Origin of the sequence: Neisseria sp., assembly GCF_030527965.1 — a bacterium.
Taxonomy (GTDB): domain Bacteria; phylum Pseudomonadota; class Gammaproteobacteria; order Burkholderiales; family Neisseriaceae; genus Neisseria.
In genome coordinates, this window is the sequence record NZ_JAUMZU010000001.1 from 68,617 (window position 1) to 86,240 (window position 17,624).

The 17,624-nt window shown below is 47.9% G+C and carries 18 protein-coding genes and 1 tRNA gene; 14 read left to right on the forward strand and 5 right to left on the reverse strand.

Translation table 11 applies throughout. The annotated features are described in order from the left end of the window. The first annotated feature begins 3 nt into the window (after positions 1–3). On the forward strand, positions 4–2,283 hold the full coding sequence (gene nrdA, locus Q4A84_RS00305) for a class 1a ribonucleoside-diphosphate reductase subunit alpha (RefSeq protein WP_303086931.1): 2,280 nt from the start codon (positions 4–6) through the stop codon (positions 2,281–2,283). Positions 2,284–2,370: 87 nt separating this feature from the next. Here nrdA and Q4A84_RS00310 read toward each other — a convergent pair whose 3' ends face one another. The 3 genes from Q4A84_RS00310 to Q4A84_RS00320 all read right to left on the reverse strand — a co-directional run bounded on the left by Q4A84_RS00310 (position 2,371) and on the right by Q4A84_RS00320 (position 5,514). Beyond that, positions 2,371–2,901: a C40 family peptidase gene (locus tag Q4A84_RS00310; protein ID WP_303086932.1), complete on the reverse strand. Its 531-nt coding sequence runs from the start codon at positions 2,899–2,901 to the stop codon at positions 2,371–2,373. A 76-nt stretch (positions 2,902–2,977) separates the two neighbouring features. Next, positions 2,978–3,628 (reverse strand): response regulator transcription factor, encoded by a 651-nt coding sequence (locus tag Q4A84_RS00315; RefSeq protein ID WP_303086933.1) that lies wholly within the window; start codon positions 3,626–3,628, stop codon positions 2,978–2,980. After that, on the reverse strand, positions 3,625–5,514 hold the full coding sequence (locus tag Q4A84_RS00320; RefSeq protein WP_303086934.1) for a type IV pili methyl-accepting chemotaxis transducer N-terminal domain-containing protein: 1,890 nt from the start codon (positions 5,512–5,514) through the stop codon (positions 3,625–3,627). The genes Q4A84_RS00315 and Q4A84_RS00320 overlap by 4 nt, the downstream gene beginning before the upstream one ends. A 140-nt stretch (positions 5,515–5,654) precedes the next feature. Between Q4A84_RS00320 and Q4A84_RS00325 the strand changes: the two genes are divergently transcribed. The 11 genes from Q4A84_RS00325 to Q4A84_RS00375 all read left to right on the forward strand — a co-directional run bounded on the left by Q4A84_RS00325 (position 5,655) and on the right by Q4A84_RS00375 (position 13,176). After that, positions 5,655–5,903 carry a MoaD/ThiS family protein gene (locus Q4A84_RS00325; RefSeq protein WP_303086935.1) on the forward strand — a complete coding sequence of 83 codons (249 nt, stop codon included), beginning with the start codon at positions 5,655–5,657 and terminating at the stop codon, positions 5,901–5,903. 2 nt (positions 5,904–5,905) lie between these two features. Next, entirely contained in the window at positions 5,906–6,364 is a 459-nt protein-coding gene (locus tag Q4A84_RS00330) for a molybdenum cofactor biosynthesis protein MoaE (RefSeq protein WP_303086936.1), read from the forward strand. Beyond that, entirely contained in the window at positions 6,355–6,936 is a 582-nt protein-coding gene (locus Q4A84_RS00335) for a molybdenum cofactor guanylyltransferase (protein ID WP_303086937.1), read from the forward strand. The genes Q4A84_RS00330 and Q4A84_RS00335 overlap by 10 nt, the downstream gene beginning before the upstream one ends. Further along, positions 6,930–8,129, forward strand: a complete 1,200-nt coding sequence (gene glp, locus Q4A84_RS00340) for a gephyrin-like molybdotransferase Glp (protein ID WP_303086938.1) — start codon at positions 6,930–6,932, stop codon at positions 8,127–8,129. Before Q4A84_RS00335 ends, glp begins: the two co-directional genes overlap by 7 nt. A gap of 47 nt (positions 8,130–8,176) precedes the next feature. After that, positions 8,177–9,118, forward strand: a complete 942-nt coding sequence (locus tag Q4A84_RS00345; RefSeq protein ID WP_303086939.1) for a cation diffusion facilitator family transporter — start codon at positions 8,177–8,179, stop codon at positions 9,116–9,118. A gap of 59 nt (positions 9,119–9,177) precedes the next feature. Further along, complete coding sequence (locus Q4A84_RS00350; protein ID WP_303086940.1) at positions 9,178–9,828, forward strand: HAD family hydrolase; 651 nt, start codon at positions 9,178–9,180, stop codon at positions 9,826–9,828. 10 nt (positions 9,829–9,838) lie between these two features. Then, on the forward strand, positions 9,839–10,444 hold the full coding sequence (gene recR / locus Q4A84_RS00355; protein ID WP_303086941.1) for a recombination mediator RecR: 606 nt from the start codon (positions 9,839–9,841) through the stop codon (positions 10,442–10,444). Between the two features lie 60 nt (positions 10,445–10,504). Next, positions 10,505–11,575 (forward strand): AI-2E family transporter, encoded by a 1,071-nt coding sequence (locus Q4A84_RS00360; protein WP_303086942.1) that lies wholly within the window; start codon positions 10,505–10,507, stop codon positions 11,573–11,575. 56 nt (positions 11,576–11,631) lie between these two features. Next, positions 11,632–12,141, forward strand: coding sequence for a hemerythrin domain-containing protein (locus Q4A84_RS00365; protein ID WP_303086943.1), 510 nt, complete (start codon positions 11,632–11,634; stop codon positions 12,139–12,141). A 173-nt stretch (positions 12,142–12,314) separates the two neighbouring features. Then, the gene (locus Q4A84_RS00370) at positions 12,315–12,641 is read left to right on the forward strand and encodes a YegP family protein (RefSeq protein ID WP_303086944.1); all 327 of its coding nucleotides are present in this window, start codon (positions 12,315–12,317) and stop codon (positions 12,639–12,641) included. A 271-nt stretch (positions 12,642–12,912) separates the two neighbouring features. Then, positions 12,913–13,176 carry a SemiSWEET family transporter gene (locus tag Q4A84_RS00375; RefSeq protein ID WP_303086945.1) on the forward strand — a complete coding sequence of 88 codons (264 nt, stop codon included), beginning with the start codon at positions 12,913–12,915 and terminating at the stop codon, positions 13,174–13,176. A 108-nt stretch (positions 13,177–13,284) separates the two neighbouring features. Here the strand turns inward: Q4A84_RS00375 and Q4A84_RS00380 are convergent. Continuing rightward, a tRNA-Ser gene (locus Q4A84_RS00380) sits at positions 13,285–13,378 on the reverse strand. Positions 13,379–13,521: 143 nt separating this feature from the next. Then, complete coding sequence (gene icd / locus Q4A84_RS00385) at positions 13,522–14,760, reverse strand: NADP-dependent isocitrate dehydrogenase (RefSeq protein ID WP_303086946.1); 1,239 nt, start codon at positions 14,758–14,760, stop codon at positions 13,522–13,524. 1,146 nt (positions 14,761–15,906) lie between these two features. Between icd and Q4A84_RS00390 the strand changes: the two genes are divergently transcribed. Together Q4A84_RS00390 and alr are read left to right on the forward strand one after the other, a co-directional pair. Continuing rightward, a complete protein-coding gene (locus tag Q4A84_RS00390) occupies positions 15,907–16,467 on the forward strand; it encodes a pseudouridine synthase (RefSeq protein WP_303086947.1) in 561 nt (186 codons plus the stop codon). A gap of 73 nt (positions 16,468–16,540) precedes the next feature. Continuing rightward, positions 16,541–17,599 carry an alanine racemase gene (alr, locus tag Q4A84_RS00395; RefSeq protein ID WP_303086948.1) on the forward strand — a complete coding sequence of 353 codons (1,059 nt, stop codon included), beginning with the start codon at positions 16,541–16,543 and terminating at the stop codon, positions 17,597–17,599. The last annotated feature ends 25 nt before the right edge of the window (positions 17,600–17,624 follow it).

Consider the following 17,624-nt stretch of genomic DNA (forward strand, 5'->3'; position numbering starts at 1 on the left):
AAATTGATGAATGCAAGTAACCTGAAAGTGACCAAGCGTGACGGTCGCTTGGAAGACATTGACCTGGATAAGATTCACCGGGTGATTACATGGGCCGCAGAAGGTCTGGATAATGTCTCTGTTTCGCAGGTTGAGCTGAAGTCGCATATCCAGTTTTATAACGGTATCCGTACCGATGATATTCATGAAACCATCATTAAAGCCGCTGCGGATTTGATTTCCGAAGAATCGCCGGACTATCAATATTTGGCTGCGCGATTGGCTATTTTTCATTTGCGTAAAATTGCTTATGGCCAATATGAGCCCCCCCATTTGCTTGAGCATGTTACCAAGCTGGTAACAGCAGGCAAATATGATAAACACCTGTTGAACGATTATACCGAAGCTGAATTTAACGAGCTGAACGATTATATTGAACACGAACGCGATATGACGTTCTCTTATGCTGCAGTTAAACAGCTTGAGGGTAAATATTTGGTGCAAAACCGGGTAACCGGAGAAATTTATGAAACGCCGCAATTTTTATATATTTTGGTGGCGATGTGCTTGTTTGCCAAATATCCGAAAATCAATCGGCTAGACTATATCAAACGGTTTTACGATGCAACGAGCCAATTTAAGATTTCCCTGCCCACACCGATTATGAGCGGCGTGCGTACGCCGACGCGTCAATTCAGCTCGTGCGTCTTGATTGAGTGTGACGATAGCTTGGATAGCATTAATGCTACGACTAGCGCGATTGTAAAATATGTTTCTCAACGTGCCGGTATCGGTATCAATGCCGGGCGTATCCGCGGTTTGGGCAGTGCGATTCGTGGTGGAGAGGCACAACATACGGGCTGTATTCCTTTTTTCAAAATGTTTCAGGCAGCCGTGAAGTCTTGCTCGCAAGGCGGTGTGCGGGGCGGGGCAGCAACGCTTTTTTATCCGTTATGGCATATCGAAGTGGAAAGCTTGTTGGTGTTGAAAAATAACCGTGGCGTCGAAGACAACCGTGTAAGACATTTGGATTACGGCGTGCAAATTAATCGCTTGTTGTATACTCGTCTGATTAAGGGCGGAGATATTGCTTTGTTTTCACCGCATGAAGTACCCGGTTTATATGATGCTTTTTTTGCTGATCAAGATGAGTTTGAGCGCTTATATACGCAATATGAACAAGACAGCAATATTCGCAAACGTGTGATTCCGGCAACTGAGTTGTTTTCGCTCTTGATGCAAGAGCGTGCCGGTACCGGTAGGATTTATATACAAAACGTTGACCATTGCAATACTCATAGTCCGTTTGATCCGAAAGTGGCGCCGGTTCGCCAATCCAATTTGTGTTTGGAAATCGCGCTGCCCACAAAACCTTTGAACGACATTAATGATGGAAACGGTGAAATTGCGCTGTGTACCTTGTCTGCTTTTAATTTAGGCGCATTGGAAAGTCTGGATGAGTTGGAGAATTTAGCAGATTTGGCCGTACGTGCTTTGGACGCTTTGTTGGATTATCAGGATTATCCGGTTAAAGCAGCGCATAATGCGACGATGAACCGTCGGACATTAGGCATAGGCGTTATTAATTATGCTTATTATCTTGCAAAACATGGCGTACGTTACAGCGATGACTCTGCCATTAATCTGACTCATCAAACTTTTGAAGCAATTCAATATTATTTATTGAAAGCCTCTGTTGCCTTGGCCAAAGAATATGGAGCCTGTCCGTTGTTTAAGGAAACAGTTTACTCTCAGGGTAAATTGCCCATTGATACTTACAAAAAAGATTTGGATGCTATCTGCAAAGAGCCGTTGCATCTGGATTGGGAGGCACTGAGGGCTGAAATTCTGCAACACGGATTACGTAACTCCACCTTAACTGCTTTAATGCCTTCCGAAACCTCCAGTCAGATTGCCAATGCAACCAATGGTATTGAACCGCCGCGCGGATTGGTTACGGTGAAAGCCTCGAAAGACGGTATCTTGAAACAAGTTGTTCCGGAATTCAGGCGCTTGAAAAATGATTACGAGTTACTGTGGCAAATGAAAGGAAACGACGGCTATATCAAGCTGGTGGGAATTATGCAAAAGTTTGTTGATCAAGCCATTTCTGCCAATACCAGTTATGACCCGCAGCGTTTTGAGGGCGGGCGCGTACCAATGAAGCAAATGTTGAAAGATTTGCTGACTGCTTATAAATACGGCCTTAAAACTTTGTATTACCATAATACACGCGACGGTGCCGATGACACGCAAGTGGATTTGCAGGATGACGGTTGTGCAGGCGGAGCGTGTAAGATTTAAACGGGTAATTGAGATTTCTTGATATAAATGCCTGTCTGAAAATCTTTCAGACAGGCATTTTTTATTTCTGAGTTAATAAGGTTTTTACTAAAAAAAAGTTCCTGCTTTAACCAATCGTTTGGCGTAATAAGGTTTGTCTAGCCGTTCGGTGCGTACAGTGCTGCCGGTGGAAGGGGCGTGGATGAATTCGCCGTTGCCGATGTATAGGCCGACGTGGGAAATGCCGCGGCCGGAGGTGTTGAAAAATACTAAGTCGCCCGATTTGAGTTTGCTCGGGTTGATGCTTCTGCTGGCTTCGGCCATTTGGCGTGAGGTGCGGGGAAGGTTGACGTTGAGGGCGTTTTTGTAGAGGTATTGAATCATGCCGCTACAATCAAAGCCGGTATCGGTGGTGCCACCCCAGCGGTAGGGCGTGCCGACTAAATCCATGCTTTGCAGAATCAATTCGCGGCCGCCTTCTTGTTGGTTGATGTTTGTGATGCGTACGGGTTTGACTGCTTGGCTTGGTTTGCTGGCATGGGTTTTTGGTTTGGATGATGAGAATACGCCGCAGGAGGAAAGCGCCAATGCGATGGCGCTGAGGGCGGCGGCGCGGCAAAGCGGTTTCAAATCAAGCATAGAAGGTTCCTTTAATTTTTAGAATATCTGTTGTTAGTATCTATAAAGGCGTTTTGGTTCTCGTATTTTAAAATTTTTAATCGGGTTGGGGAACTTTATGTTGCACGGCGTAAACGGCGGCTTGTACCCGACTGCTCAATTCGAGCTTGCGCAAGATATTTTGCACGTGCACTTTGATGGTGGATTCGGCCAAATCAAGGCGGCGCGCGATGATTTTGTTGCTGTGGCCGGCGGCGAGGTAGCCGAGGATTTCCATTTCACGCGGGGTCAGCGTGGCGAGTTGGTCGTTTTTAGGCGCGGGCACGGGGGAAATCAGCGATTGAACCAGGCGGGCGGTCATTTCGGGGGAAAATACGTTGTCGCCGTCGACCGCGCGGCGTATGGAATCAAGCAGGAAATCGGCATTGATGTTTTTCAATAGGAAACCGCGGGCACCGAGGCGCATGCATTCGGTTAAGTCGTCGCTGTCTTCGGATACGGTGAGCATCACCACGGTTTGCTCGGGATTGGCATGCAAGATTTGCTCCAGTGCTTCTCTGCCGCTCATCACGGGCATATCCAAATCAAGCAATACGATGTCGGGATGCAGCTGTTCTACGGCTTTCACGCCTGCCAGGCCGTCTTCGGCTTCACCGATGACGTTGAAATCTTCTTGGCGCGAAAGCAGTGCTTTGATGCCGCTGCGGAAAAGGGTGTGGTCGTCAATTAGTACGATATTGATGCTCATGAGGCGGTTCTCTTATTGTGTGGTAGGGTTAGTGTAACGGTAGTGCCTTGTTGCGGTGCGGATTGGATAAGCAGTTGTGCGTGAATTCTGCTGGCTCTTTCCTGCATGATGCCGATGCCGACATGGTTGCTGCCTGCGGTGTTTAAGGTTTCTGGATTGAAACCTTCGCCGTTGTCGCGGATGAGAAGGGTAAAATCCTGATAGTTTTGCAGGCTCAGCTCTACATAGCTGGCGCGGGCGTGTTTGCGGATATTGGACAGGCTTTCTTGTAAGATGAAAATGACTTGGAGCTGCTCGGCCGCACTCAGCGGCAATCCGTGGCCAGACCATGCTACATCAACCGGAATGCGGGTTTGGCGGGAAAACCGGGCAACCAGCGTTTCTACCGCTTCGGTGAAGTCTTTTTTGCTGACTTTGGTGCGGAAGTTTAGCAGAAGTTCGCGCACATCATCATAGCACTCTTGCACGCCTTCTTTGATAAAATTCATGTTTTCCTGAATCTGCTCTTGCTCTTGGGATTGCAGGGCACATTCCAGCATTTGAACTTGAAGATTGAGGAAGGTAAGCGTTTGCGCAATGCTGTCGTGTAAGCCTTGGGCGAGCAGGTTGCGCTCTTGTAAAACGGCTAATTGGCGGCTTTCTTCATCGAGCCTGATATTGGAAATGGCGGCACCGAGCTGGTTGCAAAGAGCTTGCAGCAGCTCGGTTTCGGCTGCTTCTAAAACGCGTTTTTCATGAAAATAGAGTGTGAAAATGCCGATTTCCTGCTCTTTGTAGCTTATATGGAAAATGGCAATATCGCTGAAACCGATTCTACTGCACAGATTAAGGTCGTTTTTGGCGGTTTGTGTGGGGAAAAAATGCACGGTTTGCTCGCCGGTTTGGGCGGCGGCGCGGCCGCACAGGCATTCTTCCAGATGTTCGCATTGCTCGGCGGTGCGCAGGTTTTCGGGCAGGCCTGTGCTGGCGGCTAAATCCATACGGTTGCGTTTGAAATCCAAAAGGCGCACGCTGCCTGCCGTTGCGGAAATTTCGGGTAATACCTGATCTAGGAAATTCTGCGCGGCTTCGGCGGGCGTATGGGTTTGGTGCAGGTGGTGGGTAATCTGGTAAAGGGTTTCCAGCTCGTGGTTTTTACGGGCGAGGTCGTGTGTTTTGCGTTCAACTTCTTCTTCCAGATGGCCGTAAAGCTGCTGAAGGTGGGTGCTCATCTGGTTGAAGCCGCCGGCAAGCTGGGCAAATTCGCTTACATTGCCGATGGCAATCTGTTGGCCGAAACGGCCTTGGCGAATGGCGTCTACACCTTCGCGCAGGGTATTGATCGGGAGGATAACCCAGGCGTAGAGCAGAATCATCATGATGACCGCCCCCAGCAAAACCATAGCCATTAAGCCTGTCTGAAAAAGGCGCAGCCATTCGGTATGGCGGGCATTTTTGATTTCGGTCAGGTGGACGAGCCGGTCGATTTCGGCAACGAAGCTTTGCAAAACGTGCAACTCCGGTGCTTGCTGATTTTGCGCTGAATTGACCAGCATGGGGCGGGTTCGGGTTTGCCAGTGGCGCACAACCTGTTCCATCTGTTGATGTATTTCGGGCGAGTCGGGCAGAAATAAGGGGCGTTTGGGGTCGCCTTGCTTCAGGCTGTTAAGAATTTTGTCGAATTCTTGTATGCCCGGCTGTATATCCGAGGCTTGAGAGGGGTTGGCCAGTTTGAATGCCATGCGGTAGGTGCGCATTCGCAGACTGCCGGCATCATTGATGGCGGCGCCGGCGCCTTCCATACGCCATGAGAGCACGAGTGTGAAAGCAATCGAAAACAGTGCGGCGCTGACCCACAATGCAGTGAGCAGTTTCAGACGGGTTGAAAGGCTAATATGGTGGTTCATTCGATTGGCAATATTAGGTATTAGGTCGAAAGTATCATTCCCAAGGCGTATCTGCAATTCTACTAAAGGATAAGGCTGCTTCCCAGCTTGGACAATTCAGGTAGAATCCGGCTTGTTGTGATTTTTCAGACAGGCATTTTATGATACGCATATTGTATTTCGGCGTTTTGAAACAACAGTTGCAAATTGAGCAAGAATCGCTTACATGGCAGGGCGGCAGCGGTCATGATTTGCTTGAATTGCTGCGCGCGCGCGGCGCCGATTGGCAGCAGGCGCTTGATGAAGGCCGTGTTTTTCGGGTGGTGATTAATAAGAAAATCAGCTCGTTTGACACCGAGATTCCTGATGGTGCCGAGGTGGGTTTGCTGCCGCCGGTAACAGGGGGCTGAATATGAAGCCCGAAGTGCGCATACAAACTGAAGATTTCAATTTGCAGGCCGAATATGAGGCTTTATTGCAACGCAGTTGCAATACCGGTGCAATAGCGGCTTTTGTCGGGCGGGTGCGCGACCGCGATACCGATACGCCACTGACTCATCTTTTTTTGGAACATTACCCCGAGGTAACCGAGCAGGAAATCGAACGCATTGTGCAAGATGCTGCGATTCGTTGGCCTTTAACTGCCTGTAGCGTAGTTCATCGGGTGGGCTTGTTGGGTTCAAACGAGCAAATCGTATTGGTATTAACGGCCAGCGAGCACCGCAAGGCTGCTTTTTCTGCCGCGGAATATTTGATGGATTATCTCAAAACCGAAGCGCCGTTTTGGAAGCAGGAACGTTTTAGTGATGGGCGCGAGCATTGGGTTGAAGTCAAAGCGAGCGATAACGAGGCGGTGAATAAATGGCGCTGAAAGCCTTGATTATTTCGGGGGGGCAGGCCAGCCGAATGGGCGGGTGTGATAAAGGTTTGGCTCGATATCGGGAACATGCGCTGATTGATTGCGTGATTGAGCGCTTGAATTTGCCTGCTGCCAATCTAGCGATAAGCGCCAATCGTAATGAAGCCCTTTATGCCCAACGAGCTGCCTTGGTTTTTTCCGATTTGCCGTTGTATGCCGGTTGCGGGCCTTTGGCCGCGCTGGCCAGCGCGTCGGTTACGCCGTTAGCAGAGGAAAAATGGTTGCTGGTTGTGCCGTGCGATACGCCGCATTTGCCGCAAAATATGGCTCATCGCTTTCTTGCGGCAGTAGAGCAATCGTCTGGATGCGCTGCTTTTTATGCTTCTACGCAAGCGCGAAGCCATTATAGTGTGATGTTGCTTGGCCGAGGTTTATTGGAACGTGCGGCAAGTTATTTGGATGCAGGAAAGCGTTCGTTGCACGGCTGGCTTGAAGCAGAACATGCGCGGGCAGTTGTTTTCCCGCATGAGGCCGACTTTCGTAATTACAACACTTTGCAAGATTTGGAGTATCCGCCATGCTAGATTTTGAAACTGCACGTGCACAATTGCTTGCCGGCCATGTTTGCCGATTGGCCGATGAAACCGTATGCCTGTCTGAAAGTATCGGACGGGTTTTGGCGCAGCCGCTGGCGGCTCGGTATCCGAGCCCTTTGTTTGACAACAGTGCGATGGATGGTTATGCCGTATGCGATCAGAAGGGCGGATTACAGGAATTTACCGTGGTCGACCGTATTATGGCGGGTGATTTGGCCGAGACGCCGTTGCAGCATGGTCAGGCCGCGCGTATTTTTACCGGCGCTGCATTGCCGCCGCACACGACCTCGGTGGTGTTGCAGGAAGATTGCCATATCGACGGCGATCATTTATTGGTAAACAGCCCCATTCGTTCAGGCCAACACATGCGCATGAAAGCCGAAGAGATTGCCGAAGGCAGCGAATTGCTGCCGCAAGGCTTCCGGCTGGACGCTGCGGCAATCGGGCTGGCTGCGTCGCAGGGTTACCATGAATTGCCTGTTTATCGCAAACTCAGAGCCGTTGTGTTTTCCAGCGGAAACGAATTAACCGAACCGGGGCAGGCTTTGCAGGGCAGCAAGATTTATGATGCCAACCGTTATCAGTTGGTTGCATGGTTGCGAGCCTTGAACGTAGCGGTGAAAGAAGGCGGTATTTTGCCGGATGATTTGCCGCAAACGGAAGTGGCCTTAAAAAAAGCCGGACAAGAGTATGATATTATCATTACCAGCGGTGGCGCTTCGGTCGGCGATGCCGATTATTTAAAGCAGGCTTTGCAAAATATCGGTAATTTGATTGAACACAGCGTGGCCATCAAGCCGGGCAAGCCGTTTTCTTGGGGTAGGGTTGGCAACGCCGATGTATTCGTGTTGCCCGGAAACCCCGTATCGGCCTTTGTTACCGCGCGTATTTTGCTGCGGCCCGTGTTGAACAAATTGGCCGGTCGATGCGAATCGGATTGGTTGTTGCCTGAATTGGAAGCCAAAGCCGATTTTTCTACCGCTAAGGCGATTAAACGGCGCGAGTTTTTAAGGGTTAGGGTTGAAGCCGGAGCCGAGGGCGGTAGCATTGTGCGTTTGCTGGCCAACCAAGGTTCTGCCATGCTGGGAACATGCGTTGCCGCCAATGCGTTGTGCGAAGTGCCGCCGGGTGTGAAGGTTGAGAAAGGCGATAGCGTGCGTGTGTTGCTGTTGCCCGAATAATCCTAAATGCCTGTCTGAAAAATACTGAGAAGGAAAACAACCGAGCCATGCCTCACGATCATGCCCATCATCATGAACACAGCCGTCCGGCCAACAAGCAGGTGCTGCGCGTTTCGCTCGTGGTGATTGCCGCTTTTATGGTTGTGGAAATCATCGGCGGCTGGCTAACCAACAGTTTGGCCCTGCTTTCGGATGCCGGTCATATGTTTTCCGATGCGCTTTCTCTGGGCATCTCGTTGCTGGCACTGAAAATGGGCGAACGTGCGGTAAGTCGCCGCAATACTTTCGGTTACAAGCGTTTTGAAATTCTAGCTGCGGCGTTTAACGGTTTGACGCTGCTTTTTATTGCGCTCTTAATTGCTTATGAAGCAATCGACCGCTTTGTCGACCCGCCGCAGATAGCCACGACGGGCATGTTGATGACCAGTGTGCTGGGCTTGGCGGTTAATATCTGGGTGGCATGGTATATGCTGAAAAACAGCGATACCGAAGAAAACATCAATATGCGCAGCGCTTATTTGCATGTGTTGGGTGATTTGTTCGGTTCTCTCGGCGCGATTGCGGCCGCGATATTGATGATGGCGTTTGGCTGGCGCTGGGCCGATCCGCTGGCCAGCTTGCTGGTGGCAGGGCTGATTGCCGCGAGCGGTTGGGGTGTGATACGGAATGCTGCCCATATTTTAATGGAAGGCACACCGGCCGATATGGATTTGGATAGGATTTCGGCCGCCATTTTAGAAACGGAAGCAGTGGAAGCCGTGCACGACCTTCATATCTGGAGCATCAGCAGCGGCTTGCATGCTTTGTCGTGCCACATCGTGGTTGACGGCAATCTGAGCGTGGCGCAGGCGGAGCAAATTGTCGAAATGGTGGCACACCGATTGAAGCACGAAAACATCAGCCATATTACGGTGCAAACGGAAAGCCGCGCACACGGCCACAGCGAGGATTTGTTGTGTGATATGCCGCAGGACGAACACCATCATTAATGTTAAAATGCCTGTCTGAAATCGATTTCAGACAGGCATCTTTCAGAAAGAATATTCCAATGACCATCCAAGCCGTATTATTCGACCTCGACGGTACTTTAGCCGACACCGCCCTTGATCTGGGCGGCGCACTCAATTCTTTGCTGCGCAAACATGAGCTGCGCGAAAAAAGCATGGAAGAAATCAGGCCGGTTGCCAGCCACGGCGCCAGCGGCTTGATTATGCTGGGGGCGGGTATTTCCAGATTCCATCCCAACCATGACCAATGGCGGCAAAACTTTTTGGCAGAGTATGAGCAGTGTTTCGACAAAGACACTGTTTTGTTTGAAGGTATTAACGAATTAATCGATAATCTGGCCGAGCGCGGCATCAAGTGGGGCATCATTACCAACAAGCCGAAAACGTTTACCGAACGCCTGGTGCCCAAGCTGGGCTTTTCGACCGAACCGGCGGTGGTCGTTAGCGGCGACACTTGCGAAGAGCCGAAGCCCAGCATCAAACCGATGCGTTATGCTTATCAGGCTTTGGAGGTATCGCCGGAGGATTGCTTGTATGTGGGCGACGCCGAGCGCGATATGATTGCGGCGCGTAATGCCGGTATGGTTTCCGTATTGGCCGCGTGGGGTTATCTTTCTGAGAATGACCGGGTGGAAGACTGGCCGGTTGATTTCACAATCAACGAGCCGTTGGATTTGTTGAATCATTTGTAAAACATAAGTCATGTCCCGAAATACCGATGCTTTCAGCCAGCTTATCCATGCGTTGAAGGCTTTACCCAATGTTGGCCCCAAATCGGCCCAGCGCATCGCCTATCATCTTTTGCAACATAATCGGGCAGGTGCGCAGGAGTTGGCCGAAGCGCTGCAACTGGCATTGCGGCAGGTGCGACACTGCGCTTTATGCAATACCTTTTGTGAAAACGAGCTTTGCGATATTTGCGCCGATCAAACGCGCGATTCACGCCGCCTGATGATTGTGCATATGCCGGCGGATGTTGCCAGCATGGAGGCGGCACGTTGCCATGACGGTTTGTATTTTGTGTTGATGGGACAGGTTAATCCCGTTCAAGGCATGGATTTATCGCATATTGCATTGGAGCAACTGGTTGAGCGCTTGAAAAAAAGCGACGTGGAAGAAATCATTATTGCCACCAATTTTACTGCCGAAGGCGATGCGACGGCTTATGTGTTATCCGAATTATTTAAAAACCTGCCTTATAAAATAAGCCGTTTGTCTCGCGGCATTCCGTTGGGCGCGGAGCTGGAATATGTCGATGCGGGCACGCTGGCGCAAGCTGTTTACGAACGGCGGCAGCTGAAAGACTAATTGAAATAAAAAATGCCTGTCTGAAACTTTCAGACAGGCATTTCAAACAGAGGAAACTTCATGTATCAGAAAAAAAAGCGTTCGATGCAACCTTGGATAATTATGGCCGTGGTTTTGTCTTTTACTTTCTGGCTGGTTTACGCCTTGGGCGACGTACTCACCCCGTTTGCCGTAGCGGCGGTGTTGGCCTATATTCTGAACCCGTTGGTGGAGATTCTGCGTAATAAAGGTATTAAACGCGGGTTGGCATCTATGCTGGTCATGGTGTTTTCGCTAATCTTGATTTTAGCGCTGGTGCTGATTATCGTGCCGATGCTGGTTAATCAGTTCAACAATCTGGTCGAGAGGCTGCCGCAAATCATCAATTTCGCGCAAAACAAAGCCTTGCCGTGGCTAAACGGATTGGTTGGCGAACACATTACCATTAATGTTCCAACCGTTACCGCATGGTTGCAGGCGCATACCGGCGAATTCAGCAACGCGGCCAAACAGATTGCACCGACGCTGATGCGCCAGAGCGGCGCAGTAGTGTCCGGCTTGAGCAATTTGTTTTTACTGCCTTTCTTGCTTTATTACTTTTTGCTCGATTGGCAGCGCTGGTCGCACGGCATTCGGGCTTTGGTGCCGCGCCGCTTTATCGATACCTACACGCGCATCAGCGGTAATATGGACAAGGTATTGGGCGAATTTTTGCGCGGTCAGCTGATGGTTATGCTGATTATGGGTTTGATTTACGGCGTGGGCTTAATGTTGACCGGGCTGGATTCCGGTTTTGCCATCGGTATGATTGCCGGCATTCTGGTATTCGTGCCTTATTTGGGCGCTTTTACCGGCTTGTTATTGGCAACGGTTGCCGCCTTGCTTCAATTCGGTTCATGGCAAGGCTTGATAATGGTATGGGCGGTTTTTGGCGTCGGACAATTTTTGGAAAGCTTCTTGATTACGCCGAAAATCGTCGGCGACCGGATTGGGCTATCGCCTTTCTGGGTGATTTTCTCGTTGATGGCGTTTGGCCAGCTCATGGGCTTTATCGGTATGCTGGTCGGTTTACCGCTGGCCGCGGTAACGCTGGTATTGTTGCGCGAAGGTGCAAGCGCTTATTTCGGAAGCCGGTTTTATCAACATAAATAATTTTTCAGACAGGCATTCAAATTCAAACAGGCATTCAAATTCAAAAGGAATGACATATGAACCCGTTTGATACCCGAAGCGTTACTTTTGCCGAACCGATTGAAATGCTTTACGCTTGTCACGGAAAAGTAAGGCGGTTTTGTAGCCAAGTCGACATGCTGCCTGCCTATATTGCCGAGCATGGCCGAAATGAGATTGTGCAACAGGCGGTAAAACAGATCATCCAATATTTCGATATTGCCGCGCCGTTGCACCATCAGGATGAAGAAGACGATTTCTTCCCGCTATTATTGCAATATGCGCCACAAGCGCTTGCCAATATTGAAGAGCTGAAACGCCAACATGAAACACTGCATGCAAATTGGACGGCTCTGAAAATCGAATTTAACCAGATGTCATCTGATTCGAAACATCCGTTTAACGAAGAAACCGCCAAACGGTTTACCGAAGGATATGCCGTGCATCTTGCATTGGAAGAGCCTTTATTCGAAATGGGTAAGCAATTCATTCCACAAGAAAAACTGGCCGCTATCGGCCGCAATATGGCGCAAAGGCGTCAAAATTAAGCGTTTTAAGCAGGGTTTTCATATTAGACAAGCGTATATTGACAAGCAGTATTGCTGTTGATTATAGTTAATTCGATGGCTGAAATAGTTCTCATTACTGCTTGGTTTTTACTTTTTAAGATAAAAACAGGGCTGACTAAAACAATTTGATTTTTTTAACAAAGGAGTTTGTTATGGCTACATTTGAATTGAAAAAAAGTGATACCGGCGCCTTTCACTTCAATTTTTTGGGTGAGAATGGCAAAACCATTTTGCGCAGCGAGCAATACAACAGCAAAGCGTCTGCCCAGAATGGCATTGAATCGGTAAGAAAAAATGCCGATAATGAAGCGCGTTATGATTTAAAAGAAGGCAGTTCCGGTAAATTTTATTTCAATTTAAAAGCGGCCAACGGCCAAATTATCGGTACCAGCATGATGTATGGTGACCATGCTGCACGGGAGACTGTAATCGAAGAGTTGAAAAAACATGCCGCCAAAGCAGGCGTTGTAGAAAGCTGATCGTCAATGTTAAAAAAGCCTGTCTGAAATTCTCAGACAGGCTTTTTTAATATATGAATCGCTTATATAGATAGAGAAGTGTTAATGAGGTTTGTTTGCAATGAGGAGAAGAAGCAATCAGGCTTTGTTTTCGGGATCCGGCAGAAATAATTCGCCTCTGCAATTAAATCAGTTTATATAAATTTGTTGAAAGTCAAAAATTATTGAGATGGAAAAGCTTTAAAAATAGTTTGTAGTATAATTAAGTAATAATATTACAAAGGACTTTGGTATGACTAAGCATCAATTAAACGTTTTCGTAGGTTCCATCGGCGCACTTATCGGTGTTTTTGTTTTTCTTGCCTACATTCCGCAAATCATGGCTAACCTCGAAGGGGCGAAAAGTCAGCCTTGGCAGCCGCTTATCGCCGCGATTTCGTGCCTTATTTGGGTTATCTATGCTTGGACCAAACAGCCGAAACGAGATTACATTTTGATGATTCCGAACGTTATGGGCGTGCTGTTCGGCTTTTTAACCTTCCTTACTTCACTGTAAAAAAGATACTGCCGATTTCATAAAGCCTGTCTGAAAACATTTCAGACAGGCTTTATTTTGCGTATATCAAAAATAAAAATCCCAAGCTTTTGGCTTGGGATTAATATTTGGCGGAGTAGGAGGGATTCGAACCCTCGATCCAGGTTTTAGCCCAGATGCACCCTTAGCAGGGGTGTGCCTTCAGCCTCTCAGCCACTACTCCGTTCTTTTGAAGAAATGAGAATATAAAGGGTAGACAGGCGGGTGTCAAGCGTTTGGATTGGCTTGTTTTTTAACTGTTTGAAGTTACGATAAATAAAACCCATCGGCTTGCGCAGATGGGTTTACAGGCGTTTATCTTAAGGGTTACATACGTTCAATCATGGCTTTCCCAAAGGCAGAACAAGATACTTCATTGGCACCTTCCATCAGGCGGGCGAAGTCGTAAGTGACCTGTTTGTCGCCAATGGCTTTTTCCATAGATTCGATAACCAAATCGGCAGCTTCTTTCCAGCCAAGATGGCGCAACATCATTTCGGCCGAGAGGATAAGCGAGCCGGGGTTAACCTTATCCAGTCCGGCATATTTTGGTGCTGTACCGTGGGTTGCTTCGAATACGGCGTATTCATCAGAAATATTGGCACCCGGAGCGATACCGATACCGCCGACTTGAGCCGCTAGTGCATCAGAGATGTAATCACCGTTCAGGTTCAGCGTAGCGATAACGTCGTATTCGGCGGGGCGTAACACAATTTGCTGAAGGAACGCATCGGCGATAGCGTCTTTAATAACAATTTCTTTGCCGGTTTTCGGATTTTTGAATTTACACCACGGGCCGCCGTCAATCGGTGTTGCGCCGAATTCTTTTTGTGCTAATTCGTAGCCCCAATCGCGGAAACCACCCTCGGTAAATTTCATGATATTGCCTTTATGCACCAGCGTAACGCTGCTGCGATCATTATCAATGGCATACTGGATGGCAGCTCGTACTAAACGAGAGGTGCCTTCTTTGGATACAGGCTTGATGCCGATGCCGGAGGTTTCGGGGAAGCGGATTTTCTTCACGCCCATTTCGTTTTGCAGGAAAGCAATGATTTTTTTGGCGCTGTCGCTTCCTGCTTCCCATTCGATGCCGGCATAAATATCTTCGGTATTTTCACGGAAAATCACCATATTGGTTTTGCTCGGATCTTTCAGCGGAGAGGGGACTCCGTTGAAATAACGTACGGGGCGGACACATTGATATAAATCCAATTCTTGGCGCAATGCCACGTTGAGCGAACGGATACCGCCGCCAACAGGCGTGGTCATCGGGCCTTTAATAGATACGGAATATTCTTTCAATGCAGCAAGTGTTTCCTCGGGCAGCCAAACGTTGTCGCCATAAACTCGGGTGGCTTTTTCTCCTGCATAAACTTCCATCCAATGGATTTTTTTCTTACCACCATAAGCCTTTGCCACCGCCGCATCAATAACATCAATCATGACAGGCGTAATATCTATGCCGATGCCGTCACCTTCGATAAAGGGAATAATCGGATGATCGGGAATGGCTTGACCAGGAATGATTTTCTGGCCTTCGGCCGGTACTTTAATATGACTCATGGTGTCTCCTATTTGTCTGATTCTTTTCTTAAGGGATTGTAAATTTTAGTACATGTATCAATACATAATACCTGACGATTATGCTTGATTTTTGAGTGTTGCGCTAGTGCTCCTTAGGATTAAGAAATCAAAGAATGTGAATAGATACGCGTGTAATAGTGGAGTGAAGTGATTTATTGGGAAAAATTGAAATTAGGTTTGATGCGTTGGAAGTTAGCAAGGCGAATGTAAAAGTTTTTATTTAAATATCATAAAATTGGCAAAATTTTGCTTCTGGTTAAAAATATAAACTTAGGATAATATTATTTTATGACAAATTAATATTATATAATAAATATGATGATAGAATAAAAACCATGAAGTCATTAAGGCAGCTATGTCTTAATTTAAATCTATTGATTTTAAATAATTTGAACAAATTGTAGAGGAGTGGCTATTGATACGTATGGTTCTTATAGGATGCATGTATATTTTCATTATTTTTTATGCTGCCTCATTTATTTCCTGGATATATAGTATTTATTCAGTAGGATTTTCTTCATATGAAGGAAAAGTTTATGCTCAATCATCAATAATTTTTTTAGTTTTTAGTCTGTTTTCACATTGGATTATATCACGATATTATTCGTAATTTTTTCAATATTTAAGTTTTAATATATACTAAGTTTTAATATATACAAGGAGTAAGAGTATGTAAGATTTGACTTTTAATGAAATGCAACTAGTTAGTGGTGGAGGTGCCTGGGAAGATGCTATCGGTACTGCGGCTTCGGATGCAGGAGCAGGAGCGGCTGTTGGTAGTGCTATCGGTGGGGGTGCCGGTCTCTTAGGAGGGCCTTTGGCACCAGTCACTGTTAGTGGTGGAGCTACCGCAGGAGGTGTTATTGGCGGAGCAGTAGGTGCTGTTAGTGGTTTCATTGCTGGTTGGAATGACTTGTAATCTGCTTCGCGTTAAGCTAATAGTTTTTTGATTTTTATATAACCATTTGAAAACAGACAAAATGGAACCGTCGTCCAAGTTTTTGGGCGACGGTTTTCATATTGATTATTGTATAATGCATTGCTTACTATCTTATCGAATATTACCCGTAGTTGAACGGCGATACGCCTCAGCATAAATTTTTGGCGACCTTTTTTAAAACAAAAATGAATAATTTGATTATATTGAATAAACCTTACGGTGTGATTTGCCAGTTTTCTCCTCATGAAAAGCACCAGTCGTTAAAAGATTATATTGACGTACCAGGTTTTTATCCTGCGGGTAGGCTGGATACGGATAGTGAGGGTTTACTACTGTTAACTGATGACGGGCGTTTGCAAGCGCGCATTGCTGAGCCGAAGTTCAAACTGGAGAAAACTTATTGGGCCCAGGTTGAAGGGAAACCGGATGAGGCAAAGCTGGAAATTTTGCGCCGTGGTGTGGATTTGGGAGATTTTAAAGCTCAGCCTGCCAAAGTGCGTGTGATGGATGAAGAGGAAACGGCTGTTTTGTGGCCGCGCAATCCGCCGATTCGGGTGCGTAAGAGCGTACCCGATTTTTGGTTGGAGGTAAAAATCAGCGAGGGTAAAAACCGGCAGGTTCGCCGGATGACGGCTAAGGCTGGTTATCCTTGTTTGCGTTTGGTGCGTGTTGCAATTGGCAAAATCGATTTGTTTGACGAAAATCTGGAGCAGGGTGCTTGGAAGTTTTCAGACAGGCTGCCATAATTGGCCTTATCGGGAATATAGCCGACTAGGGTGTGTTGCTGTTTGATTGATAATATATTGAGGAATGCAAAACATGAGGCCTTTGCGAGCGGAAATTGATTTGAACCGGTTGCGCAACAATTATCGGGCGTTAAAGCAAATTCACGGTAATAAACTGTTGGCGGTGTTGAAAGCCGATGCTTACGGGCATGGTGCGGTGCGGTGCGCTATTGCATTATCGGATTTGGCCGACGGTTTCGGCGTGGCTTGTGTGGAAGAAGCGGTGGAGCTGCGCAAAGCGGGCATTGAAAATCCGATTGTGTTGTTGGAAGGTGTGTTTGAGGCGGCGGAATATGAGATGGTCGACCGATATGATTTGTGGCCGGCGGTAGGCAGCCAGTGGCAGCTTGAAGCATTGTTGAATTACGAATGGCAGAAGCCGACAACCGTTTGGTTGAAAATGGATTCGGGCATGCATCGCCTTGGTTTTTTTGCTCATAATTATGCGCCGGCTTATTATGCGTTGAAGCAGAGCCCGAAAGTCGCGGATATTGTTAAATTCAGCCATTTTGCGTGTGCAGATGAGGCGGAAAACGGCATGACGGAAATGCAGACCGAATCTTTCGATTTGGCTTGCCAAGATTTGGCGGGGCAGGAAAGTTTGGCCAATTCGGCAGCTATGCTGGCTTATCCGTCGGCAAGACGGGATTGGGGGCGTGCGGGGCTGGCTTTGTATGGTGTCGATCCGTTTTTAGAGCAGGATGTGCGGATTAAGCCGGTAATGCGTTTGGTTTCGAAAGTGTTCGGCGAGCGCGTGTTGAAGCCGCACGAGCCTATCGGCTACGGCGCTTCTTTTTATACCAAGCGTTCGACGCGGGTCGGTTTGGTGGCCTGTGGTTATGCCGACGGCTATCCGCGTTCGGCTTCTACCGGCAGCCCGGTATCAGTCAACGGCATGCGCAGCCGTGTTATCGGCAGGGTGTCGATGGATATGCTGACGGTGGATTTGAATGGTTCGGACGAGGGCATCGGCAGTGAAGTGGAATTGTGGGGCGATGAGGTAAGCGTGAATGAAGTGGCCCGGCAGGCGGGTACGATTGCTTATGAACTGCTGTGTAATGTGAAGCGCGCTCATTTTGTTTATATAGAATGATGTTTTTTGATTTGAAAGCAAAAAG